This is a genomic window from Agrococcus versicolor (assembly GCF_039531815.1).
GTDB lineage: Bacteria > Actinomycetota > Actinomycetes > Actinomycetales > Microbacteriaceae > Agrococcus > Agrococcus versicolor.
The window spans coordinates 752,775-773,345 of sequence record NZ_BAAAQT010000006.1 but is presented as its reverse complement, the minus strand read 5'-3'; the positions used below and the strand labels follow the sequence as shown (position 1 = coordinate 773,345).

The following is a 20,571-nucleotide window of genomic DNA, read 5'->3' as shown; positions in this document are numbered from 1 at the left end:
TGGGTCGCCTGACCTCGCTCAGGTCGTCGGCGCGTCGATCGCTCCGCCGAAGCGACGCTCGCGCCCCGTGTACACGTCGATGGCGCGCCACAGGTCGAGGCGCGAGAAGTCGGGCCACAACGTGTCGAGGAACACCATCTCGGCGTAGGCGCCCTGCCAGGTGAGGAAGTTGGAGATGCGCTGCTCGCCCGACGAGCGCACGTACAGGTCGACGTCGGGCACGTCCGGCAGGTACATGCGGCTGCGGATGAGCCGCTCGGTCACGCCGGAGGGCTTGAGCCTGCCTGCCGCGACGTCCTCGGCGATCGAGCGCACCGCATCCGCGATCTCGACCGTGCCGCCGTAGTTGATGCACATCGTCAGCGTCATGCGCGTGTTGTCGGCCGTGAGCCGCTCGGCGACCTGCAGCTCGTCGATGACCGAGCGCCACAGGCGCGGACGGCGACCGGCCCAGCGGATGCGCACGCCCCAGTCGTGCAGCTGGTCGCGCCGGCGATGCAGCACCTTGCGGTTGAAGCCCATGAGGAAGCGCACCTCGGCGGGGTCGCGCTTCCAGTTCTCGGTCGAGAACGCGTAGACCGACAGGTGCCGCACGCCGGCCTGCAGGGCGCCGGCGACGACGTCGAGCAGCACCTCCTCGCCGGCCTGATGCCCTTCGACGCGCGTCTTGCCCTGGCGGTTCGCCCACCGGCCGTTGCCGTCCATGATGACGGCGACGTGCGCGGGCACCGTGCCGGGCTCGTAGGCGGGCGGCTGCTGGCCCGTCCAGTCGATCGGCCGCGACGGCACGGCGTCGGGGTGCCTCGGGATGCGTCGCTCGCTCATCGGATCGAGGCTACTGCGAGGGGCGTCAGGATGCCGGGCGCTGGGGATGCGAGCGATCGACGTGCTCGAGGCTGCGGAGGCCGCGCTCGAGGTGCCACTGCACCCACGCGCCGACGATGCCCGACGCTCGCGCCCGCGCTCGGTCGCCCGCGGCGTCCGCGACGGCCCAGTCGCCCGTCAGCAGCGACGCGAGCAGCCCGACGGTCTCCTCGTCGAGCCGCGCGACGCCCGGCGGCGCGTGCCGATCCGACACCACGCCGCCGAGCTGCGGCACGAACGCCGTGTGCGGGCCGGGCTCGCCCGACACGGCGCAGTCGCCGAACGTGGGCGCCCAGCCGGCGATCGCCATGGCGCGCAGGAGGTAGGAGTCGAGCGTGAGGCTCGGGTCGTGCTCGGCGCGCGACAGCGAGCGCAGTGCGCCGACGAGCAGCAGGTACTGCTGCACCGACGCGTCGTGGTCGGTGAGCCGGTCGGCGGTCTCGACCATCGCGGCCGCCGCGGTGTAGCGCGGGTAGTCGACCATGATCTGGTCGGCGTACGAGCCGAGGGTCTCCGCCTGCGTCACGATGTCGAGGCTGCGGCCCACGGCGAGCTGCAGGTCGGCGACCATGAACGGCTCGAGGCGCGCGCCGAACCTCGACGAGGTCCGGCGCACGCCCTTCGCCACGGCGCGCACCTTGCCGTGCTCGCGGGTGAGCAGCACGACGATGCGATCGGCCTCGCCGAGATGATGCGTCGTCAGGACGACGCCCTCGTCGCGGTAGACCGGCATCGGCTGCTCAGGCGGTCGCTGCGGACGCCGAGACGCGCGTGCGCAGGCCGCGGTTGACGGCCGAGACGATCGCGCGGAGCGACGCGTTCGAGGTCGAGTGGTCGATGCCGACGCCCCAGAAGCGCTCGCCGCCGAGCTCGAGCTCGACGTAGGAGGCCGCCTGCGCGTCCTGGCCCGCCGCGAGCGTGTGCTCGACGTAGTCGAGCAGCGACACCTCGACGCCCTCGGCCCGCAGGAGCGACAGCAGCGCGTCGATCGGTCCGTTGCCCGATGCCACGGCGTCGCGAAGCGTCTGCTCGTCGCGCAGCACGACCGTGAGGCGCGTCTCGCCACCGAGCGTCGACTGCGACCCCACCTCGCGCAGCTCGAAGCGACCCCACTGGTCCTCCGCCTGCCGCGACGGGTTCGGCAGGTACTCGTCGCCGAAGATCTCCCAGATCGCCGCACTCGACACCTCGCCGCCCTCGGAGTCCGTGCGCGCCTGCACGATGTTCGAGAACTCCACCTGGAGGCGGCGCGGCAGGTCGAGGCCGTGGTCGCTCTGCAGCAGGTAGGCGACGCCGCCCTTGCCCGACTGCGAGTTCACGCGGATGACCGCCTCGTACGAGCGGCCGACGTCCTTGGGGTCGATCGGCAGGTACGGCACGGCCCACGGCATCTCGTCGACGTGCCTGCCCGCGGCCTCCGCGTCGGCGGCCATGCGCTCGAAGCCCTTCTTGATGGCGTCCTGGTGGCTGCCGGAGAAGGCCGTGTAGACGAGGTCGCCCGCCCACGGCGAGCGCTCGTGCACGCGCAGCTGGTTGCAGTGCTCGGCGGTGCGGCGGATGCGGTCGAGGTCGGAGAAGTCGATCTCGGGGTCGATGCCCTGCGTCAGCATGTTGAGGCCGAGGGCGACGAGGTCGACGTTGCCCGTGCGCTCGCCGTTGCCGAACAGGCATCCCTCGATGCGGTCGGCGCCGGCCATGTACCCGAGCTCGGCGGCGGCGATGCCCGTGCCGCGGTCGTTGTGGGGGTGCAGCGACAGGATGACCGACTCGCGGCGCGCGAGATGGCGGTGCATCCACTCGATCGAGTCGGCGTAGACGTTGGGCGTCGCCATCTCGACCGTCGCGGGCAGGTTGATGATGACGGGCCGCTCGGGTCGGGCGTCGAGCGTCTCGATGATCGCGTTGCAGACCTCGAGCGCGTAGTCGAGCTCGGTGCCGGTGTAGGACTCGGGGCTGTACTCGTAGAGGACGGTCGTGTCCTGCAGCATGCCCTCGAGCTCGAGGCAGAGGCGTGCGCCGTCGACGGCGATCTGCTTGACGCCCTCGCGGTCGGAGCGGAAGACGACGTCGCGCTGCAGCACGCTCGTCGAGTTGTAGATGTGGACGATGGCCTGCCTCGCGCCGTCGATCGCCTCGAACGTGCGGCGGATCAGGTGGTCGCGGCACTGCGTCAGCACCTGGATCGTCACGTCGTCGGGGATGAGGTCGTCCTCGATGAGCTGCCGGACGAAGTCGAAGTCGGTCTGGCTCGCCGAGGGGAACCCGACCTCGATCTCCTTGTAGCCCATCTCCACGAGCAGCGCGAACATGATGCGCTTGCGATCGGGCGTCATGGGCTCGATGAGGGCCTGGTTGCCATCGCGCAGGTCGACGGCGCACCAGCGGGGCGCGCGCTCGATGCGGCGGTCCGGCCACGTGCGATCGGGCAGATCGACGCGGATCTGCTCGTGATACGGGGCGTACCGGTGCGCCGGCATGCCCGACGGCTGCTGCATGTTCTTCATGCTGTGCTCCTGGGGTCGAGACGACTCCGGGCTGCTGCGCGCGACTCCGCGGCGAGGATGGCCCGGTGTGCTAGGCCTCGCCGCGGCGAAGAAGGAGGAGCAGCGAGGAGCGCATGCGGGCAACACTAGCACCGCATGCGCTCTCCGCTCGGGCGGTCGACGCGCCGCTCAGGCGACGCGCAGCGCGTCGATGGGGGCGATGCGCCGTGCGCGGGCCGTCGCCGGCCCCGCTGCCACGAGGGCGACGAGCGCCGCCGCGACGACGGTGCCGACGAGCAGCCACGGCGATGGCGACGGCACGATCGCGCCGACGCCGTACGCCGATCCGAGCATCGTCCACACCGCGACCCAGCCGAGCCCGACGCCGAGGACGAGGCCGCCGACGAGGGCGACGACGGCGATCGCGACGGTCTCGGCCGTCACCATCCACCGCACCTGCGCGCCCGTCATCCCGAGCGCGCGCAGCAGCCCGATCTCGCGGGTGCGCTGCCGCACGGCGGTGAGCATGCTCGTCGCGAAGCCGAGCACGGCGACGATGGCCGAGCTGCCCACGACGGTGCCGAGCGCGAGGACGATGCCGTCGACGATGCGCGTGATCTCGGCGACGTAGACGGGGTCGCGGTCGATGGCGACGAGCGCCTCGCGCAGCGTCGAGCCCGCGGTCGCGAGCAGCACGACCGTCGCGATGCCGACCATGAGCGCGAGGACGAGGCCGCTCGAGCGCTCGCGGGCGTCCTGCGCCGAGCGCACGGCCGCGCGTGCGGGCACCGAGCCGCCGAGGAGGCGACCGACGAGGGCGAGCACGGGCACGAGCGCGGCGGGTGCGACGCCGATGATGCCGGCCGACAGCAGCACGCCGCCGACGACGGCGACGAGCACGGCGAACGGCGACCAGGGGGCGAGGGCGATCGAGCCGGCGAGCACGACGGCGGCGAGGCCGAGCACGACGAGGGCGCCGACGGGCCTGCGCGGACGGCGCGGCTGCGCCGCGGCGGCGCCGAGCGCCTCGATGGGGGCGACGTCGAGGACGCCGCGCGTGCCGGAGCGCGTCACGGCGGCGACGGCGACGGCGATGCCGACGACGGGCGGGAGCGCCGTGGCGGGCAGCAGCACGACGTCGGCACCCGCGACGGCACCCGACGCCTGGACGGCGAGCTGCGCGGCGATGCCCGCGCCGAGGCCGACGACGGCGCCGCCGAGCGTGCCCGCGATGCCGGCGGCGAGCGAGGAGCGCAGCACGCGCGAGCGCTCCTGCGCGCTCGAGGCGCCGAGCAGGCGCCGCAGCGCGATGAGGGCGCGCTGCTCCTCGACGACGTGCTGCACCGTCGTGCGCGTGACGATGGCGCTCACGAGCACCGCGACGACCGTGAGGCAGACGACGGCGATGCCGGCGAGGAGCGGCGCGACGCCGGAGGCGAGCAGCTCCGATCCGAGCACGAGGGTGAAGAGCATCTCCGTGACGCTCGTGAGCAGCACGGCGAAGCATGCGGCGACCGCGGTGACCGCGACGGTGGGGGCGTGCGCGCGGCTCATGCCGAGCGCTCCTGCAGCGCGAGCATCCGGTGGGCGATCGCCGTGCGGTCGAGGCCGCGCTCGTCGCCCCGGATGCGGCCGTCCGCGAGCAGCACGACGCGATCGGCCGCCTCCGCCGCGACGGGGTCGTGCGTCACCATGCAGATCGCCTGGCCGTGCTCGCGCGCCGCCTCCTGGAGGATCGCGAGCACGTCGGCCGCCGTGCGCGAGTCGAGGTTGCCCGTCGGCTCGTCGGCGAACACGATCGTCGGCCGCGTCGCGAGGGCGCGGGCGATCGCGACGCGCTGCTGCTGGCCGCCCGAGAGCTCGCCCGGCCGGTGGTCGACGCGGCCGGCGAGGCCGAGCCACGACACGAGCAGGTCGATGAGCGCCTCGTCGGCCTGCCTGCCTGCGAGGTCGAACGGCAGGCGGATGTTGTCGCGCGCCGTGAGCGTGGGCACGAGGTTGAACGCCTGGAAGACGAAGCCGACGCGGTCGCGGCGCAGGCGCGTGAGCGCGGCGTCGTCGAGGCCGACGAGCTCGGACTCCCCGATGCGGATCGATCCCGCGGTGGGGACGTCGAGCCCCGCGGCGAGGTGCATGAGGGTCGACTTGCCCGAGCCCGACGGCCCCATGATGGCGACGAACTCGCCGGGGTCGATCGCGAGGGAGACGCCGTCGAGGGCGACGACGGCGGCGTCGCCCGAGCCGTAGCGGCGAGCGACGTCGGTGAGGCGGAGTGCGGGGTGTGCGTGCATGGCTCCATCCCAGCCGAGGCGAGCACCTGCGGGCGTCGTCCGCGCGTCCCGACCCCGTCCTCCTCGCGGATGAGGTGGCGGGCGCCGATCAGACGAGGCGGTGCGCGTGCGCGAAGACGACGGCCTGCACGCGGTCGCGCAGGCCCAGCTTCTGCAGCATGCGCGACACGTGCGTCTTGACGGTCGTCTCGCTCACGAACTCGCTGCGCGCGATCTCGGCGTTCGACAGGCCGCGGGCGACCTGCAGGAGGATCTCGTGCTCGCGCGGCGTCAGCGTCGCGAGCGACGCGGGCGGCGCGGCCGGCTCCTCGGCGTGCCGGGCGAGCAGCGCACGGGTCGCGGAGGCGGCGACGACCTCGCCGCCGCCGTGCACGGCGCGGATCGTCGCGAGCACGAGCTCGGGATCGGCGTCCTTGAGCAGGAAGCCGCTCGCCCCGGCGCGCAGCGCGCGCGCGACCGCCTCGTCGAGGTCGAAGGTCGTGAGCACGACGACGCGCGAGGGTCCGCCGGCGTCGACGATGCCCGCGGTGGCGTCGATGCCGTCGAGCACGGGCATCCGCACGTCCATGAGCACGATGTCGGGCTGCAGCCGCAGCGCCTCGCGCACGGCCTCGCGACCGTCGCCGGCCTCGCCGACGACCTCGAGGTCGCGTTGCGAGTCGATGAGCATCCGCATGCCGCTGCGGAACAGGGCCTGGTCGTCGACGAGCAGCACGCGGATCATCGAGGCGCCTCCTGACGCGGCAGCACGGCCCGGACGACCCAGGCGCCGCCGGAGGGTCCGACGTCGACGTGCCCGCCCGCGATCCTCGCACGCTCGCGCATGCCCACGAGCCCGTGGCCCGACTCCCCCGGTGCCTGGCGCAGCGCGTTGCGCACCGACAGCTCGAGCCGCTCGCCGTGCACGATCGACACGAGCACGGGGTGCGTGCGGTCGCCGTGACGCAGCGCGTTCGTCAGCGCCTCCTGCACGATCCGGTACGCGGCGATGTCCGCGTCGCGCGGCAGCGGCGCCGGCGTGCCGAGCTCGCGCACCTCGACGGCGAGGCCTGCGGCCCGCACGCGCTGCACGAGCGCGGGCAGCGCCTGCAGCGACGCGTCGGGATCCGACGCCTGCGCGTGCCTGAGGCGCTCGAGCAGGCCGCGCACGTCGCCGAGCGCCGCGGAGGCCGTCTGCGCGATCTGCTGCAGGCTCTCGTCCTTGCGTTCGACGGAGTCGGCGTAGCGGGCGCCGTTCGCCTGCGCGATGACGACGGCGAGCGAGTGCGCGACGACGTCGTGCATGTCGCGCGCGATGCCCGTGCGCTCCTGCTCGACCTCGGCGCGCTCGCGCTCGGCGCGCGTCTGCACCGAGAGGCGCTGGCTGCGCATGATCTCGGCGACGAGGATGCCCGAGACGAGCGCGAGGCCGAACAGCAGCGCGAAGCCGAACGTCGCGATGCCGAACGGCAGCAGGATGTCCACGATGCTGCCGGTCGGGTTCACGCCGTAGCCGAAGCGCACGAACCAGATGCCGATGATGCAGGCGCCCAGCAGCGCGACGACCGCGCCGAGCGCCCGCTGGAGCCCGTCGCACCAGCGCCCCACGGTGTAGAGCAGCACGAGGATCTGGAGCCACAGCGGCGTGAGCGCCGTGAGGCCCGCGAGCACGAAGGCGAGCCCGAGGCCGAACGATGCCAGCAGCATCGCCATCGGCGCGACGCGACGCAGCGCGACGATGACGCCGAAGGCGAGGCCGACGAGCAGGACCCACGGCAGCTCGGGCGTCGCGCTGCTGATGAGCAGCGAGGGCGCTCCGAGCAGGAACCCGAGCACGACCGCCGTGCTGACGTCGAACGTCAGCTGCGCGCGGGTGAGGGGGCGGGTCACCCTGCCACGGTACGTCGCATGCGCGGGGATGCCGGCATCCGTCCGGTGGAATCATCCGCACGGACGACGGCCTCGTCCGCCACGCGACGACGGGGGCCGGCGAGCGCCGACCCCCGTGCATGGATGCGCTGGCTCAGGCCTGCGCCTCCTCGTACGCACCCTGGATGACGGATCCCCAGTACGGGCCGTACATGACGCCGGGCTGCGCGTCGTAGCCGAAGCTGTTCACCGAGTTCTGCACGCCCGAGGAGCCGGAGCCGACGAACCACGGGCCGCCCGAGGATCCGCCGGTCATGTCGCACGAGACGCCCTGCGACGTCGTGCCGCCGAGGCGGTCGCGCGACGCCGTGCCGGCGCACTGCTGCAGCGTCTGCCCGTCGAAGGGGCTCGCCGCCGGGTAGCCGTAGAGCGTGTAGCCGAGGCCCGTCGACTGGTTGAAGGCGACGCCCGAGGCGCCGACCGTCGCGGCGAGGGTGCGACCGCCCTGGCTCGCGACCACGGCGAAGCCCGTGTCGTGGTCGATGTCGCCCTCGTCGGTCCACTGCGTGGGCGCGACGAGCTCGACGGCCGGCCACTGCCCGTACGGCGCCGCGCCGTCCAGGTAGGCGGGGACGAAGACGAACTCGGAGGCGAACTCGCCCGGGCCCTCGTTGAGGCAGTGCCCCGCGGTCGAGACCGTGCTGCCGTTCGCGGATGCGACGGAGTTGGCCGAGCACACGTAGTCGACGCCGCCGATCGTGAAGAACACCTTGCCGATGTGCGACACGGGGTCCACGCGCGTCGCCTGCAGCACGGGCTGCTCGCCCGCGACGGTCACGGCCTCGCCGTCGGGCGCCGCCGTCGTCGAGAGCTCGTCGATCTGGTCGAGCACGAGCTCGTCGCCGGGCAGCGCGGCCTGCATGCGCTCGGGCGACCATGCCGTCGCAGCCGCCGCCGTCTCGCTCGCGGGGACGCTGAACGCGTCGACGTCGGGGTCTGCCGGGGCGGGCGAGGCGACCGCCATGCCGCTGCCGAGCGCGAGCATCGCCCCTGCGATGGTCGCCGTCGTGATGGCCTGGATGCTGCGTCTCATGGGGATCGGGTCCTTCCGTCGACCCCGGCGACCGCCGGGTCCGTCGATCCTCTGCCGCGGCGGCCGCCGTCGGCCTCGACTTCGTGAGGATCGAGGAGCATCCCGTGGGCATCGAGGAATCTCCGCCACCGCCCGCTGTCCCCCGATATGCTGCGAACGACGGCGCGCCCGGGTGAGCGAACCTCACGGTTCCCCGAGGGATCGTCGTCTGTGGGGTCGCCACGGACGCGTCGCCCGTGTCCGCGGGCCGTTCGACGCGAGATCCGGCCCGAGCAGGACGGCTAGAGGCCGAAGCGTCCGAGCAGCTTCGGGTCGCCCTGCCACTCCTTCGCGATCTTCACGCGGAGGTCGAGGTGCACCTGCTGGCCGATGAGCGCCTCGATCTCGAGGCGGGCATCCTTGCCGATGCGCCGCAGCCGCTCGCCGCCGTGGCCGATGACGATGCCCTTCTGGCTGTCGCGCTCGACCCACAGGTTCGCGTAGACGTCGGTGATGGCCCTGCCCTTGCGGGCGACGATGTCGTCGACCGTGACGATGATCGAGTGCGGCAGCTCGTCGCGCACGTCCTCGAGCGCCGCCTCGCGGATGAGCTCGGCGATGCGATCGTCGAGCCGCTCCCCCGTCGACGTCTCGGCGTCGTACAGCGGCGGCGCCTCGGGCAGCAGCGCCGCGAGCCGGTCGAGCAGGACGTCGAGCTGCGTGCCGGCGACCGACGAGATCGGGATGACGGCGTCCCAGTCGCGCAGCGCGGAGATCTCGAGCAGCTGCTCGGCGACGCGCTCGCGCGACGCGACGTCGACCTTCGTCACGAGCGCGACCTTCCGCGCGTCGGGGAAGCCCTCGAGCTGCTGGTCGATGTAGCGATCGCCCGGGCCGAGGCGCTCGTTCGCGGGGACGCAGAGGCAGATGACGTCGACGTCGCCGAGGGTCGTCTGCACGACGGCGTTGAGGCGCTTGCCGAGCAGCGTGCGCGGCTTGTGCATGCCGGGGGTGTCGACGATGACGACCTGCGCGTCGGGACGGTGCACGATGCCGCGGATCGCGCGGCGCGTCGTCTGCGGCTTCGACGACGTGATGGCGACCTTCTCGCCGACGAGCGCGTTCATGAGCGTCGACTTGCCGGCGTTCGGTCGACCGACGAACGTCACGAATCCACTGCGATGGGTCATTCCGCCTCCACCTCCGCGGGCGCGAGCCGCTCGACGCGCACCCTGCCCGCCTCGCGGCCGCGGCCGTCGATCCGTTCGACCGCGAGCCGCAGCCCGTCGATCTCGACCACGTCGCCGACCTCGGCGATGCGGCCGAGGGCCTTCTGCAGGAGCCCGCCGACCGAGTCGACGTCGTCGTCGTCGAGGTGGAGCTCGAACAGGTCGCCGAGCTCGTCGATCTGCAGCCTCGGCGAGATGACGTAGGTGCCGTCGCCGAGCGCGACGGCCTCGGAGCCCGCGCGGTCGTGCTCGTCGTGGATGTCGCCGATGAGCTCCTCGATGAGGTCCTCGAGCGTCACGAGCCCTGCGATTCCGCCGTACTCGTCGACGACCATCGCGACGTGCACGCGCTGCAGCTGCATGTGGGCGAGGGTGTCGTCGGCCTTCTTCGACTCGGGCACGAAGAGCGCGACGCGCGCGAGGGATCGCGCCGTCTCGTGCTCGTCGGGCCGCATCGTGCGGCTGCGCACGACGTCGCGGAGGTAGAGGATGCCCTCGATCTCGTCGAGCGAGTCGCCCGCGACGGGCATGCGCGAGAGCCCCGACTCGAGGAAGCGCCGCAGCGCCTCCTCGGCGGTGAGGTCGGCGTCGACGACGACCATGTCGGTGCGCGGGACCATGACCTCCCGCACGAAGGTCTGGTTGAAGTCGAAGATCGAGTGGATGAGCTCGCGGTCGTCCTCCTCGAGGACGGAGCGCGTCGTGGCCTCGTCGACCATCGAGAGCAGCTGCTCCTCGCTCGTGAACGCCGTCTCGCGCTGCCTGCCCGGCGTCACGCGGTCGCCGACCGTGACGACGAGCGTCGCGAGCGGGCCGAACAGCACGCGCAGCGCGCGGATGGGGCTGGCGCTCGCGCGCAGCAGCGTGCGCGAGTGCGCCCTGCCGACGGCGCGCGGGCTCGTGCCCACGAGGATGAACGAGGTCACCGCCATGATCGCGACGGCGACGACGAGCGCCCACCACCAGTCGAGGAGGCGCGTGAGGCCGATCGTCAGCAGCACCGCCGCCGTGGTCTCGAAGAGGATGCGGCCGAACTGCACGACCATGACGTGACCGGTGAGGTCGAGGGCGATGCTCTGCAGCGAGCCGCGGCGTCGCCCCTCCTGCGCCATCTCCTGCAGGTCGCGCGTGCTCGTGACGCCGAGCGCCGCGTCGCACGCGGCGAGCCAGGCGCCGACGACGACGAGCACCGCGGCGATCGCGAAGAGCGCGAGCTCAAGCATCGGCGGCCCGGAAGCGGGCGAGCAGCTCGTCCTGCAGCGCGAACATCTCGTCGCGCTCGGTGGGATCGGCGTGGTCGAACCCCAGCAGGTGCAGCATGCCGTGCGTCGTGAGGAGCTCGAGCTCGGCCATGAGCGGGTGGCCCGCGTCGACGGCCTGCCCCTCGGCGACCTGCGGGCAGAGCACGATGTCGCCGAGCAGCCCGGCGGGCGTCGGCCGCTCGGTCGTGCCGGGTCGCAGCTCGTCCATGGGGAAGGAGAGCACGTCGGTCGGGCCCGGCTCGTCCATCCACTGCACGTGCAGCTGCTCCATGGCGCCCTCGTCGACGAGCACGATGCTCACCTCCGCCTCGGCGTGCACGAAGAGCGCCTCGAGGTCGAAGGCCACCAGGCGGGCGAGGCGCGCCTCGTCGACGGCGACGCCCGACTCGTTGAGCACGTCGACGCTCATCGACGGCCCTTGCGCTGCAGGTGCTCGCGGCGCTGCTCGCGCGTGCCGCCGTCCTGCGCCATGATCCGCGCCTCGTGCGCCGTGTAGGCGTCGACGATGCGGCCGACGAGCGTGTGCCGCACGACGTCGGCGCTCGTGAGCTGCGCGAAGTGGATGTCGTCGATGCCGCCGAGCACGCGGCTCGCCACCTGCAGGCCGCTCGTGCCCTCGGGCAGGTCGATCTGCGTGATGTCGCCCGTGACGACCATGCGCGAGCCGAAGCCCAGTCGCGTCAGGAACATCTTCATCTGCTCGGGCGTCGTGTTCTGCGCCTCGTCGAGCACGACGAACGCGTCGTTGAGCGTGCGACCGCGCATGTAGGCGAGCGGCGCGACCTCGACGACGCCCGTCGCGAGCAGCTTCGGCACGAGCTCGGGATCCATCATCTCGTTGAGCGCGTCGTACAGCGGCCGCAGGTAGGGGTCGATCTTGTCGGTGAGCGTGCCCGGCAGGAAGCCGAGGCGCTCGCCGGCCTCGACGGCGGGGCGCGTGAGGATGATGCGCTGCACCTCGCGACGCTGGAGCGCCTGCACGGCCTTCGCCATCGCCAGGTACGTCTTGCCGGTGCCGGCGGGGCCGATGCCGAAGACGATCGTGTGCTCGCCGATCGCGTCGACGTACGCGCGCTGACCCTCGGTCTTCGCGCGGATGCTCTTGCGACCCGTGCTGAGGATCGCGTCGCCCGCGACGTCGGCGAGCGTCACGGGCGAGTCCTCGCGCAGCAGGCGCGCGCCCTCGCCCACCTCGGTCTGGCCGAGGTCGGCGCCGCGCGAGACGAGGTCGGCGAGCTCGCGCACGAGCCGCTCGGCCTGGTCGACCTGCTCGGCGTCGCCGTCGAACGTGACCTGGTTGCCGCGCACGGCGACGGTGACGTCGGGGTACTCGCGCTCGAGCCGGGTCAGCAGGCGATCCTGGGGGCCGAGCAGCCGCACCATCTGGATGCCGTCGACCTGGATCTCCGCATGTCCGTCAGGCAAGGGACTCCTCGGTGAGATCGGCGCCCGCGAGGACGTGGGCGTGGACGTGGAACACGGTCTGGCCGGCGGAGGCGCCGGAGTTGAAGATGAGCCGGAAGTCGCCGGCCGCACGTTCGAGCGCGATGGCGCGCGCGGCGCGCACCATCGAGGCCAGGAGGTCGGGGTCGCCGGCGGCGAGCTCGACGACGTCGCGGTAGGCCGAGGTCTTCGGCACGACGAGCACGTGCATCTCGGCCTTGGGGGCGATGTCGGTGAACGCGATGAGCTCGTCGTCCTCGAGCACGATCTCGGCGGGGATCTCACGCGCGACGATGCGCTCGAAGATGGTCTGCTCTGCCATGGCTCCAGCGTACTCGGCGGTCACCAGCGCCACCGCGACGCGAGGGCCGCGATCGCCGCGGGCCCCGCCGTCGAGGTGCGCACGACGTGCTGTCCCATCCGCACGTGCTCGCCGCCGAGCGCGTCGAGCTCGTCGGGGGCGATGCCGCCCTCGGGCCCGACGACGAGCAGCACGTCGCGGCCGTCCGGCTCGAGGGACGCGAGCGACGCGGTCGCGGTCGGCTCGAGCACGACGAGGCGCCAGCGATCGGCGAGGGCTGCGAGCGACCGCGTGTCGATGGCCTCGACGACCTCGGGCACGTGGGCGCGCAGCGACTGCTTGCCCGCCTCGCGCACGATCGTGCGCCACCGGGCGAGGGACTTCGCGGCCCGTTCGCCGCGCCACGTCACGATCGAGCGCTGCGCCTGCCACGGCACGACGACGTCGACGCCGAGCTCGGTCGCCGCCTGGATCGCCAGCTCGGCGCGATCGCCCTTCGCGAGCGCCTGCGCGAGCCCGATCCGCGGCGTCGGCACGGGGTCGTGCCGGATGGCGCGCACCTCGAGCGCGACCTCGGGCCGCACCTCGGCGAAGACGGCCTCGCAGACGGTGCCGCGTCCGTCGGCGACGAGCACGTGCTCGCCGACGCGGGCGCGGCTGACGGTCGCGGCGTGCCTGGCGTCGTCCGCGCCGAGCACCACGCGGTCCCCCACGGCGACGTCGAGCGCCTCGACGTAGTAGCAGTGCGCCATCAGAACCGCAGGAACCGATCCCGGAGCTTCGAGAAGAGGCCCTGCTGGAACTGCGCCATGCGCGGCGCCGGCGGCTTCATGCGATCGCGCAGCTGCTCGAGCAGGTCGACCGACTTGCGATCGAGGCGCGAGGGCGTCACGACCTGCACGCCGAGGCGCAGGTCGCCGCGGCCCGCGCCGCGCAGCCTGCCCACGCCGCGTCCGGCGACCGTCACGACGTCGGCGCTCTGCGTGCCGGCCTCGATGTCGATCGTCACCGGGCCGTCGATCGACTCGATCGTCGCGTGGGCACCGAGCGCGGCGTCGACCATCGAGACCTCGACGGTGCCGAGCAGGTCGTCGCCGTCGCGGCTGAAGACGTCGTGGTGCGTGACGTGCACCTCGAGGAAGAGCGTGCCGGGGTCGCCGCCGGCCTCGCCGACCTCGCCCTGGCCGGGCAGCTGGATGCGCAGGCCCGTGTCGACGCCCGCGGGGATGTCGACGGGGATCGTGCGCTCGGCGCGGACGCGGCCGTGGCCGGCGCACGTCGGGCACGGGTAGGGGATGACGGTGCCGTGGCCTTGGCACGAGCCGCACGGCTGGCTCGTGACGACGTTGCCGAGCAGCGAGCGCACCTGGCGCTGCACGTGCCCGGAGCCCTGGCAGATGTCGCACGTCTCCTCGCGCGTGCCCGGTGCCGCGCAGCGGCCCTCGCACGTCTCGCACAGCACGGCGGTCTGCACGCGCAGGTCGCGGTGCACGCCGAAGACGACGTCGTGCAGGTCGAGGTCGATGCGCAGCAGCGAGTCCTGGCCGGGCCGCCGGCGCGGCCTGGGGCCCTGCTGGCGGCCGCCGCCGCCGTTGAAGAACTGCTCGAAGATGTCGCCGAGCCCGAAGCCCGCCGTCTGCGGCCCGCGGTCGTAGTCGGCGCGCGACTGCGCATCCGACAGCACGTCGTAGGCGTGCGTCACGTCCTTGAAGCGCTCGGCCGCGTCGCTCGACGGGTTCACGTCGGGGTGCAGCTGCCGCGCGAGCTTGCGGTAGGCACGCTTGATGTCGTCCTGGCTGGCCTCGCGGGGCACGCCCAGGACCTCGTAGTGATCGCTCATCGCTCCTCGTCGTCGAGCAGCCGCGTGAGGTACCGCGCCACTGCGCGGACGGCTGCCATGTTCGATGCGTAGTCCATGCGGGTCGGTCCGAGCACGCCGACGCGACCGGCCTCGTGGCCGCCGGCGCCGTAGGCGCCCGTCACGATCGACGTCTGCTCGAGCCCGTCCGCCATCTCGCGCCCGATGCGGGTCGCGACGGCGGACGCCTCGGCATCCATCTCGCCGAAGAGGCGAAGGAGCGTGACCTGCTCCTCGATCGCCTCGAGCACGAGCGTGACGGAGCCGGAGAGGTCGTGACGGCCGCGCACGAGGTGCGAGGCGCCTGCGATGACGAGCCGGTCGCCCGCGGTGGGCGCGAGCGCCTCGCCGAGCGCGACGACGACCCTGGCGGTCGCGGTGGCGACCGCGGGGTCGGCACCCTCGACGACGGCGACGAGGGACTCCTCCGCGTCGGTCGTGGGCTTGCCGGCGACCGCGACGTCGAGCGCGCGGCCGATCGCCTGCGCCGCGTCGCCCTCGACCTGCTGCCCCGCGTCGACCATGCGCTGCTCGACGCGGCCCGAGTCGAGGATGACGACGAGGAGCAGGCGCGACGCCGCGAGCTGCACGACCTCGACGCGGCGCACGCGCGCCTTCGCGACCGACGGGTACTGCGCGAGCGCGACCTGGTTCGTGAGCTGCGACAGCAGGCGCACCGAGCGCGCCATGACGTCGTCGAGGTCGTCGGCCTCGTCGAGGAAGCGCGCGATGGCCTGGCGCTGCGCGGGGGACAGCGGCTGCATGCCCTGCAGCCGGTCGACGTAGACGCGGTAGCCCTTGTCGGTGGGGATGCGGCCGGAGGACGTGTGCGGCGCGACGATGAGCTCGGCCTCCTCGAGCATCGCCATGTCGCCGCGGATCGTCGCGGCGCTCACGCCGAACGAGTGGCGCTCGACGATGGTCTTCGAGCCGACCGGCTCGCTCGAGGCGACGTAGTCCTGCACGATCGCACGCAGCACCTGGAGTCCGCGATCCGTGACCATCGTCCCCCCTCGTCTGGCACTCGCCGTTCCTGAGTGCCAATCGTACCGCGATCGGTGGGTGCGTTCCCAGCCTCGCGCGACCATGATGGACCCAGCCGCACCCGGCACCTTGATCGAGAGGTTCGACATGACCGACCCCAACGGCCCCGCCGCGGCGCCGGACGAGCCGCAGGCTCCGCAGTTCGGTGCGCCCCCGCAGGGCGGCGCGCACCAGACGGCACCGGCCGCCGGCGAGCCCGCGCAGCCCTTCTCGAGCCCCGCGCCCGGCGCCCCCTCCTCCGGCGCACCCGGGCAGCAGGTCCCGCCGCAGCAGCCCTTCGGAGCTCCCGGCCAGCAGGCTCCCGGCCAGCCGCCCTACGGCGCACCCGGCCAGCAGCCGCCGTACGGCGCACCCGGCCAGCAGGCTCCGTACGGCGCACCCGGTCAGCAGCCCTACGGCGCGCCGCAGTACGGCGCCCCCGGTCAGCCGCAGTACGCCGCCGGCGCGCCCATGTCGCCGCAGGACGAGAAGCAGTGGGCGATGTTCGGCCACCTCGGCGGCATCGCATGGGTCATCGGCCTCGGCTGGCTCGGCCCGCTCATCGTCTACCTGATGTACAAGGACCGCAGCGCGTTCGTCCGGCAGGAGTCGAAGGAGGCGCTGAACTTCCAGATCCTCATGACGATCATCTCGGTCGGAGGATCGATCGTCGTCGGCATCCTCACCGTCATCACGTTCGGCATCGCGAGCATCCTCTACCTCGCGGTCGCGGCAGCCCCGCTGCTCGGCATCATCTTCGGCATCGTCGGCGGCGTGCGCGTCAACGCGGGCGGCTCGTACCGCTACCCGTTCAACTGGCGCATCGTCAAGTAGCGCCGACGGTCACGTCGACGACGTGAGCCGACGCACCACGACGTCGGCCAGCAGCCGCCCTGCGAGGCTCGGAGCGATCCGGCCGCGCAGGGCGGCCTCCTCGTCCAGCAGCCCGTCCGCCAGCAGCTGCGGCACCGCCGCGACGCCGTCGGCGTCGAGCACGTCCATGGGCAGGCCGGCGCGGATGCGCGTCTCGAGCAGGACGCGCTCGACGCGCCGCGTCTCGTCGTCGAGCACCTCGCGCGCGAGCGCGGGCGACTCGCCACCGGCGAGCCGCTGGGCGTACGCCGCGGGGTGCTTGACGTTCCACCAGCGCACGCCGCCGACGTGGCTGTGCGCGCCCGGTCCGACGCCCCACCAGTCCTCGCCGTGCCAGTACGAGAGGTTGTGCCGCGACACGGCGCCGCCGCGCGCCCAGTTCGACACCTCGTACCAGTCGTAGCCGGCGGCCGCGAGCGTCGCGTCGGCCGCCTCGTACATCGCCGCGTGCAGGTCGTCGTCGACGGGCGCCACCTCGCCGCGGCGGATCTGGCGCGCGAGCGCCGTGCCGTCCTCGACGATGAGCGCATAGGCGGACAGGTGGTCGACGTCGTACGACAGCGCGGCGTCGAGCGAGCGCTGCCAGTCGGCGAGCGACTCGCCGGGCGTGCCGTAGATGAGGTCGACGCTCGCGTCGAGCCCCGCATCCCTCGCCCAGGCGACGACCTGCGGCACGCGCTCGGGATCGTGCGTGCGATCGAGGGTGCGCAGCACGTGCGGCACGACCGACTGCATGCCGACGCTCACGCGCGTGAAGCCCGCGCTCGCGAGCGTGCGCAGGTCGGCGGCGTCGACCGAGTCGGGATTCGCCTCGGTCGTGACCTCGGCGTCGTCGGCGAGGTGCCACGTCTCGCGCACGGCGTCGAGCATGCGCGCGAGGTCGCCGGGCGGCAGCAGCGTGGGGGTGCCGCCGCCGACGAACACGGTCGACACGGGACGGCGCACGGCCGGGTCGTGCTCGGCGAGCGCGTCGAGCACGCGGCCGGCGAGCGCGATCTCCGCGATCGCCTGGTCGGCGTAGTCGTCCTGCCGCGCACCGCGCAGCTCGGTCGACGTGTAGGTGTTGAAGTCGCAGTAGCCGCAGCGCACGCGGCAGAACGGCACGTGCAGGTACACGCCGAAGGCGCGGTCGGCCCCGCCGCTCGCCGCGGAGGCGGGCAGGAGGCCGTCGCCGGGTGCGGCGTCGCCGTCGGGCAGCGCGCCCATCAGCGCCCGCCCTGCTCGAGCACGGTCACTCGACGTGGATGCGGCGCAGGGCGTCGAGGTAGCGGGCGTGGTAGCGGCGCTGGATGCGCAGCGTGACGGGGCCGCCGAGCCGAGCCCACCATGCGGCGGGGCGCGAGAGCACCCGCAGGTGGAAGTAGACCGACTCGTCCTCGGCGAGCTCGACGAGCATGCGCTCCTCCCCCGCCTCGGGGTGGCCGTCGAGGGTGCCGAAGATCACGGCGTGCGTCGTCGCCTCGTCCTCGACCGCGATGACGCGCACGGGGGCGTGGATCTGCAGCAGGCCGATGCGGATGCGCTGCATCGCCGAGTCGCCGGGCTGCAGGAACGGCTCGCCGTCGGCCGCGAAGACCTGCGGCGCCTCGGTCGAGGCCGCACGGGCCGGATCCTGCCCGTCGAAGCCGACGGGCCGGTACGTCGCGCGGTCGGTCGTGGGCTGCACGTCGACCTCGACGCCGCTGAGACGCTGCACGCGCCACGTGCGCAGCGCGGCGACCGCCGCGTCGTAGCGGGCACGGCCGTGGCCGATGCGCGCGCGGCGCGAGACGAGCTCGAAGCCCTTCGGCGGGAAGCGGTCGAAGTCGAAGTGCGCCGTGGCGCCGATGATGCCGTAGTTCGCGGAACGGCTTGCCAGATCCTGCACGGGCCTCTCCTGACGTGTGCTCATGGCGGCGACCCTCGGGCGGCCTCAGCGAGGATAGCGCGTCCCCTGCGCGGGCCCGTCGCGGCGACGGGCGGAGGCGGTGCGCCTCGGGCGGCTACGACTCCTTGCGCTCGCCCGTCGAGAGCGCGGCGATGAACGCCTCCTGGGGGACCTCGACGCGACCGACCATCTTCATGCGCTTCTTGCCCTCCTTCTGCTTCTCGAGGAGCTTGCGCTTGCGGGTGATGTCGCCGCCGTAGCACTTCGCCAGCACGTCCTTGCGGATCGCGCGGATCGTCTCGCGGGCGATGATGCGGGCGCCGATCGCTGCCTGGATCGGCACCTCGAACTGCTGGCGCGGGATGAGCTCGCGCAGCTTGCCCGCCATGAGCGTGCCGTACGCGTACGCCTTCTCGCGATGCACGATCGCGCTGAACGCGTCGACCTGCTCGCCCTGCAGGAGGATGTCGACCTTGACGAGGTCGGCCTCCTGCGTGCCGTCGACCTCGTAGTCGAGCGAGGCGTAGCCCTGCGTGCGCGACTTCAGCTGGTCGAAGAAGTCGAAGACGATCTCGCCGAGCGGCAGGCGGTAGCGCAGCTCGACGCGGTCCTCCGAGAGGTACTCCATGCCCTGCAGCGTGCCGCGGCGCGTCTGGCACAGCTCCATGATCGTGCCGACGTAGTCCTTGGGTGCGAGCACCGTCGCGTTGACGACCGGCTCGACGACCGAGTCGATCTTGCCCTCGGGGAACTCCGACGGGTTCGTGACGATCACGGCGTCCTTCGACTCCGTGCGCACCTCGTAGATGACGCTCGGCGCGGTGGCGATGAGGTCGAGGCCGAACTCGCGCGAGAGTCGCTCGCCGATGATCTCGAGGTGCAGCAGGCCGAGGAACCCGACGCGGAAGCCGAAGCCGAGGGCGACCGACGTCTCGGGCTCGTACACGAGCGCAGCATCGGACAGCTTGAGCTTGTCGAGCGCCTCGCGGAGGTCGGGGTAGTCGCCGCCGTCGATCGGGTACATGCCGGAGAAGACCATGGGCTTCGGGTCGGCGTAGCCCTGCAGCGCGACCGTCGCGCCGTTCCGCGCCGTCGTGACCGTGTCGCCGACCTTCGACTGGCGCACGTCCTTCACGCCCGTGATGAGGTAGCCGACCTCGCCGACCGACAGGCCCTTCGACGCCGTCGGCTCGGGGCTCGAGACGCCGATCTCGAGCAGCTCGTGCGTCGAGCCGGTCGACATCATCGTGACCTTCTCGCGCGGGCTCAGCGAGCCGTCGATCATGCGCACGTAGGTGACGACGCCGCGGTACGCGTCGTAGACGGAGTCGAAGATCATCGCGCGAGCGGGGGCGTCGACGTCGCCGCTCGGCGCGGGCACCGTGCGCACGACGCGGTCGAGCAGCGCCTCGACGCCCTCGCCCGTCTTGCCGGAGACGCGCAGCACGTCGGCGGGGTCGCCGCCGATGAGGCGCGCGATCTCGGCGGCATACTTCTCGGGATCGGCGGCCGGCAGGTCGATCTTGTTGAGCACCGGGATGATCTCGAGGTCATTCGACATCGCGAGGTACAGGTTCGCGAGGGTCTGCGCCTCGATGCCCTGCGCCGCGTCGACGAGCAGGATCGCGCCCTCGCAGGCGGCGAGCGACCTCGAGACCTCGTACGTGAAGTCCACGTGGCCCGGGGTGTCGATCATGTTGAGCGCGAACGTCTCGCCGTCGAGGTCCCACGGCATGCGCACGGCCTGCGACTTGATCGTGATGCCGCGCTCGCGCTCGATGTCCATGCGGTCGAGGTACTGCGCCCGCATGGCTCGGGCGTCGACGACGCCGGTGAGCTGCAGCATGCGGTCGGCGAGCGTCGACTTGCCGTGGTCGATGTGCGCGATGATGCAGAAGTTGCGGATCCGCTCGGGCGCGGTCGAGGCGGGCTCGAGGGCGAGGGGCGAACGGGGCACGGTGCTCCTGGATGCATCGGCGGGAACGGACCCTCCATCCTCTCATGGCGCGTCGCAGGCGGACGCGTGGACGCCGCCGCTCGCCGGGTCGTCCGTCGGAGCGAGCCGGCCCGGGGCGCGGTCCGCCCCGCGTTGGCGCGGCATGGGCGAGCCTGGTATCGTCCTTCGTTGGCTTCCATGCATCGCGCCCTCTTCCGCGA

At 72.8% G+C, this 20,571-nt stretch carries 20 protein-coding genes; 1 reads left to right on the top strand and 19 read right to left on the bottom strand.

What is annotated here, in order from left to right:
• Positions 1–18: 18 nt before the first annotated feature.
• From ABD249_RS12045 to hrcA, 16 genes are all read right to left on the bottom strand, one after another.
• Positions 19–825, bottom strand: a complete 807-nt coding sequence (locus ABD249_RS12045; protein WP_344343856.1) for an isoprenyl transferase — start codon at positions 823–825, stop codon at positions 19–21.
• A 25-nt stretch (positions 826–850) separates the two neighbouring features.
• Entirely contained in the window at positions 851–1,597 is a 747-nt protein-coding gene (gene recO / locus ABD249_RS12040) for a DNA repair protein RecO (protein WP_344343854.1), read from the bottom strand.
• A 7-nt stretch (positions 1,598–1,604) separates the two neighbouring features.
• The gene (gene leuA, locus ABD249_RS12035) at positions 1,605–3,368 is read right to left on the bottom strand and encodes a 2-isopropylmalate synthase (protein ID WP_344343852.1); all 1,764 of its coding nucleotides are present in this window, start codon (positions 3,366–3,368) and stop codon (positions 1,605–1,607) included.
• A gap of 168 nt (positions 3,369–3,536) precedes the next feature.
• Entirely contained in the window at positions 3,537–4,901 is a 1,365-nt protein-coding gene (locus ABD249_RS12030) for an FtsX-like permease family protein (RefSeq protein WP_344343851.1), read from the bottom strand.
• Positions 4,898–5,638: an ABC transporter ATP-binding protein gene (locus ABD249_RS12025; RefSeq protein WP_344343850.1), complete on the bottom strand. Its 741-nt coding sequence runs from the start codon at positions 5,636–5,638 to the stop codon at positions 4,898–4,900. Before ABD249_RS12025 ends, ABD249_RS12030 begins: the two co-directional genes overlap by 4 nt.
• Positions 5,639–5,726: 88 nt before the next feature.
• Positions 5,727–6,362: a response regulator gene (locus ABD249_RS12020; protein WP_344343848.1), complete on the bottom strand. Its 636-nt coding sequence runs from the start codon at positions 6,360–6,362 to the stop codon at positions 5,727–5,729.
• The gene (locus ABD249_RS12015) at positions 6,359–7,507 is read right to left on the bottom strand and encodes a sensor histidine kinase (protein WP_344343846.1); all 1,149 of its coding nucleotides are present in this window, start codon (positions 7,505–7,507) and stop codon (positions 6,359–6,361) included. The genes ABD249_RS12020 and ABD249_RS12015 overlap by 4 nt, the downstream gene beginning before the upstream one ends.
• 133 nt (positions 7,508–7,640) lie before the next feature.
• Entirely contained in the window at positions 7,641–8,579 is a 939-nt protein-coding gene (locus ABD249_RS12010; protein WP_344343844.1) for a trypsin-like serine peptidase, read from the bottom strand.
• A 281-nt stretch (positions 8,580–8,860) separates the two neighbouring features.
• Positions 8,861–9,748, bottom strand: coding sequence for a GTPase Era (era, locus tag ABD249_RS12005; protein WP_344343842.1), 888 nt, complete (start codon positions 9,746–9,748; stop codon positions 8,861–8,863).
• Complete coding sequence (locus ABD249_RS12000; protein ID WP_344343840.1) at positions 9,745–11,010, bottom strand: hemolysin family protein; 1,266 nt, start codon at positions 11,008–11,010, stop codon at positions 9,745–9,747. The genes era and ABD249_RS12000 overlap by 4 nt, the downstream gene beginning before the upstream one ends.
• Positions 11,003–11,458, bottom strand: a complete 456-nt coding sequence (gene ybeY / locus ABD249_RS11995; protein WP_344343838.1) for an rRNA maturation RNase YbeY — start codon at positions 11,456–11,458, stop codon at positions 11,003–11,005. The genes ABD249_RS12000 and ybeY overlap by 8 nt, the downstream gene beginning before the upstream one ends.
• Positions 11,455–12,432: a PhoH family protein gene (locus ABD249_RS11990; RefSeq protein WP_344343952.1), complete on the bottom strand. Its 978-nt coding sequence runs from the start codon at positions 12,430–12,432 to the stop codon at positions 11,455–11,457. The genes ybeY and ABD249_RS11990 overlap by 4 nt, the downstream gene beginning before the upstream one ends.
• A 34-nt stretch (positions 12,433–12,466) precedes the next feature.
• Positions 12,467–12,814, bottom strand: a complete 348-nt coding sequence (locus tag ABD249_RS11985; protein ID WP_344343836.1) for an HIT domain-containing protein — start codon at positions 12,812–12,814, stop codon at positions 12,467–12,469.
• Positions 12,815–12,834: 20 nt separating this feature from the next.
• Entirely contained in the window at positions 12,835–13,545 is a 711-nt protein-coding gene (locus ABD249_RS11980) for a 16S rRNA (uracil(1498)-N(3))-methyltransferase (RefSeq protein WP_344343834.1), read from the bottom strand.
• Positions 13,545–14,633, bottom strand: a complete 1,089-nt coding sequence (locus tag ABD249_RS11975; RefSeq protein WP_344343832.1) for a DnaJ C-terminal domain-containing protein — start codon at positions 14,631–14,633, stop codon at positions 13,545–13,547. The genes ABD249_RS11980 and ABD249_RS11975 overlap by 1 nt, the downstream gene beginning before the upstream one ends.
• On the bottom strand, positions 14,630–15,655 hold the full coding sequence (gene hrcA, locus ABD249_RS11970; protein WP_344343830.1) for a heat-inducible transcriptional repressor HrcA: 1,026 nt from the start codon (positions 15,653–15,655) through the stop codon (positions 14,630–14,632). The genes ABD249_RS11975 and hrcA overlap by 4 nt, the downstream gene beginning before the upstream one ends.
• A gap of 127 nt (positions 15,656–15,782) precedes the next feature.
• Here hrcA and ABD249_RS11965 point away from each other — a divergent pair, with 127 nt between their 5' ends.
• Entirely contained in the window at positions 15,783–16,508 is a 726-nt protein-coding gene (locus tag ABD249_RS11965; protein ID WP_344343828.1) for a DUF4870 domain-containing protein, read from the top strand.
• A gap of 9 nt (positions 16,509–16,517) precedes the next feature.
• Here the strand turns inward: ABD249_RS11965 and hemW are convergent, their stop codons facing one another.
• From hemW to lepA, 3 genes are all read right to left on the bottom strand, one after another.
• A complete protein-coding gene (gene hemW, locus ABD249_RS11960; RefSeq protein WP_344343951.1) occupies positions 16,518–17,756 on the bottom strand; it encodes a radical SAM family heme chaperone HemW in 1,239 nt (412 codons plus the stop codon).
• Between the two features lie 22 nt (positions 17,757–17,778).
• Positions 17,779–18,414, bottom strand: coding sequence for a DUF1990 domain-containing protein (locus ABD249_RS11955; protein WP_344343826.1), 636 nt, complete (start codon positions 18,412–18,414; stop codon positions 17,779–17,781).
• Between the two features lie 115 nt (positions 18,415–18,529).
• On the bottom strand, positions 18,530–20,371 hold the full coding sequence (gene lepA / locus ABD249_RS11950; protein ID WP_344343824.1) for a translation elongation factor 4: 1,842 nt from the start codon (positions 20,369–20,371) through the stop codon (positions 18,530–18,532).
• Between the last annotated feature and the right edge of the window lie 200 nt (positions 20,372–20,571).

Coding starts and splice junctions, on each gene's coding strand:
- ABD249_RS11980 (WP_344343834.1), bottom strand. CDS start 13,545: ATGGCGCACTGCTACTACGTCGAGGCGCTCGACGTCGCCGTGGGGGAC.
- ABD249_RS12010 (WP_344343844.1), bottom strand. CDS start 8,579: ATGAGACGCAGCATCCAGGCCATCACGACGGCGACCATCGCAGGGGCG.
- ABD249_RS11985 (WP_344343836.1), bottom strand. CDS start 12,814: ATGGCAGAGCAGACCATCTTCGAGCGCATCGTCGCGCGTGAGATCCCC.
- recO (WP_344343854.1), bottom strand. CDS start 1,597: ATGCCGGTCTACCGCGACGAGGGCGTCGTCCTGACGACGCATCATCTC.
- era (WP_344343842.1), bottom strand. CDS start 9,748: ATGACCCATCGCAGTGGATTCGTGACGTTCGTCGGTCGACCGAACGCC.
- hrcA (WP_344343830.1), bottom strand. CDS start 15,655: ATGGTCACGGATCGCGGACTCCAGGTGCTGCGTGCGATCGTGCAGGAC.
- ABD249_RS12045 (WP_344343856.1), bottom strand. CDS start 825: ATGAGCGAGCGACGCATCCCGAGGCACCCCGACGCCGTGCCGTCGCGG.
- leuA (WP_344343852.1), bottom strand. CDS start 3,368: ATGAAGAACATGCAGCAGCCGTCGGGCATGCCGGCGCACCGGTACGCC.
- ABD249_RS12030 (WP_344343851.1), bottom strand. CDS start 4,901: ATGAGCCGCGCGCACGCCCCCACCGTCGCGGTCACCGCGGTCGCCGCA.
- ybeY (WP_344343838.1), bottom strand. CDS start 11,458: ATGAGCGTCGACGTGCTCAACGAGTCGGGCGTCGCCGTCGACGAGGCG.
- ABD249_RS11965 (WP_344343828.1), top strand. CDS start 15,783: ATGACCGACCCCAACGGCCCCGCCGCGGCGCCGGACGAGCCGCAGGCT.
- ABD249_RS12020 (WP_344343848.1), bottom strand. CDS start 6,362: ATGATCCGCGTGCTGCTCGTCGACGACCAGGCCCTGTTCCGCAGCGGC.
- ABD249_RS12025 (WP_344343850.1), bottom strand. CDS start 5,638: ATGCACGCACACCCCGCACTCCGCCTCACCGACGTCGCTCGCCGCTAC.
- ABD249_RS11975 (WP_344343832.1), bottom strand. CDS start 14,633: ATGAGCGATCACTACGAGGTCCTGGGCGTGCCCCGCGAGGCCAGCCAG.
- ABD249_RS12000 (WP_344343840.1), bottom strand. CDS start 11,010: ATGCTTGAGCTCGCGCTCTTCGCGATCGCCGCGGTGCTCGTCGTCGTC.
- ABD249_RS11990 (WP_344343952.1), bottom strand. CDS start 12,432: ATGGTGCGGCTGCTCGGCCCCCAGGATCGCCTGCTGACCCGGCTCGAG.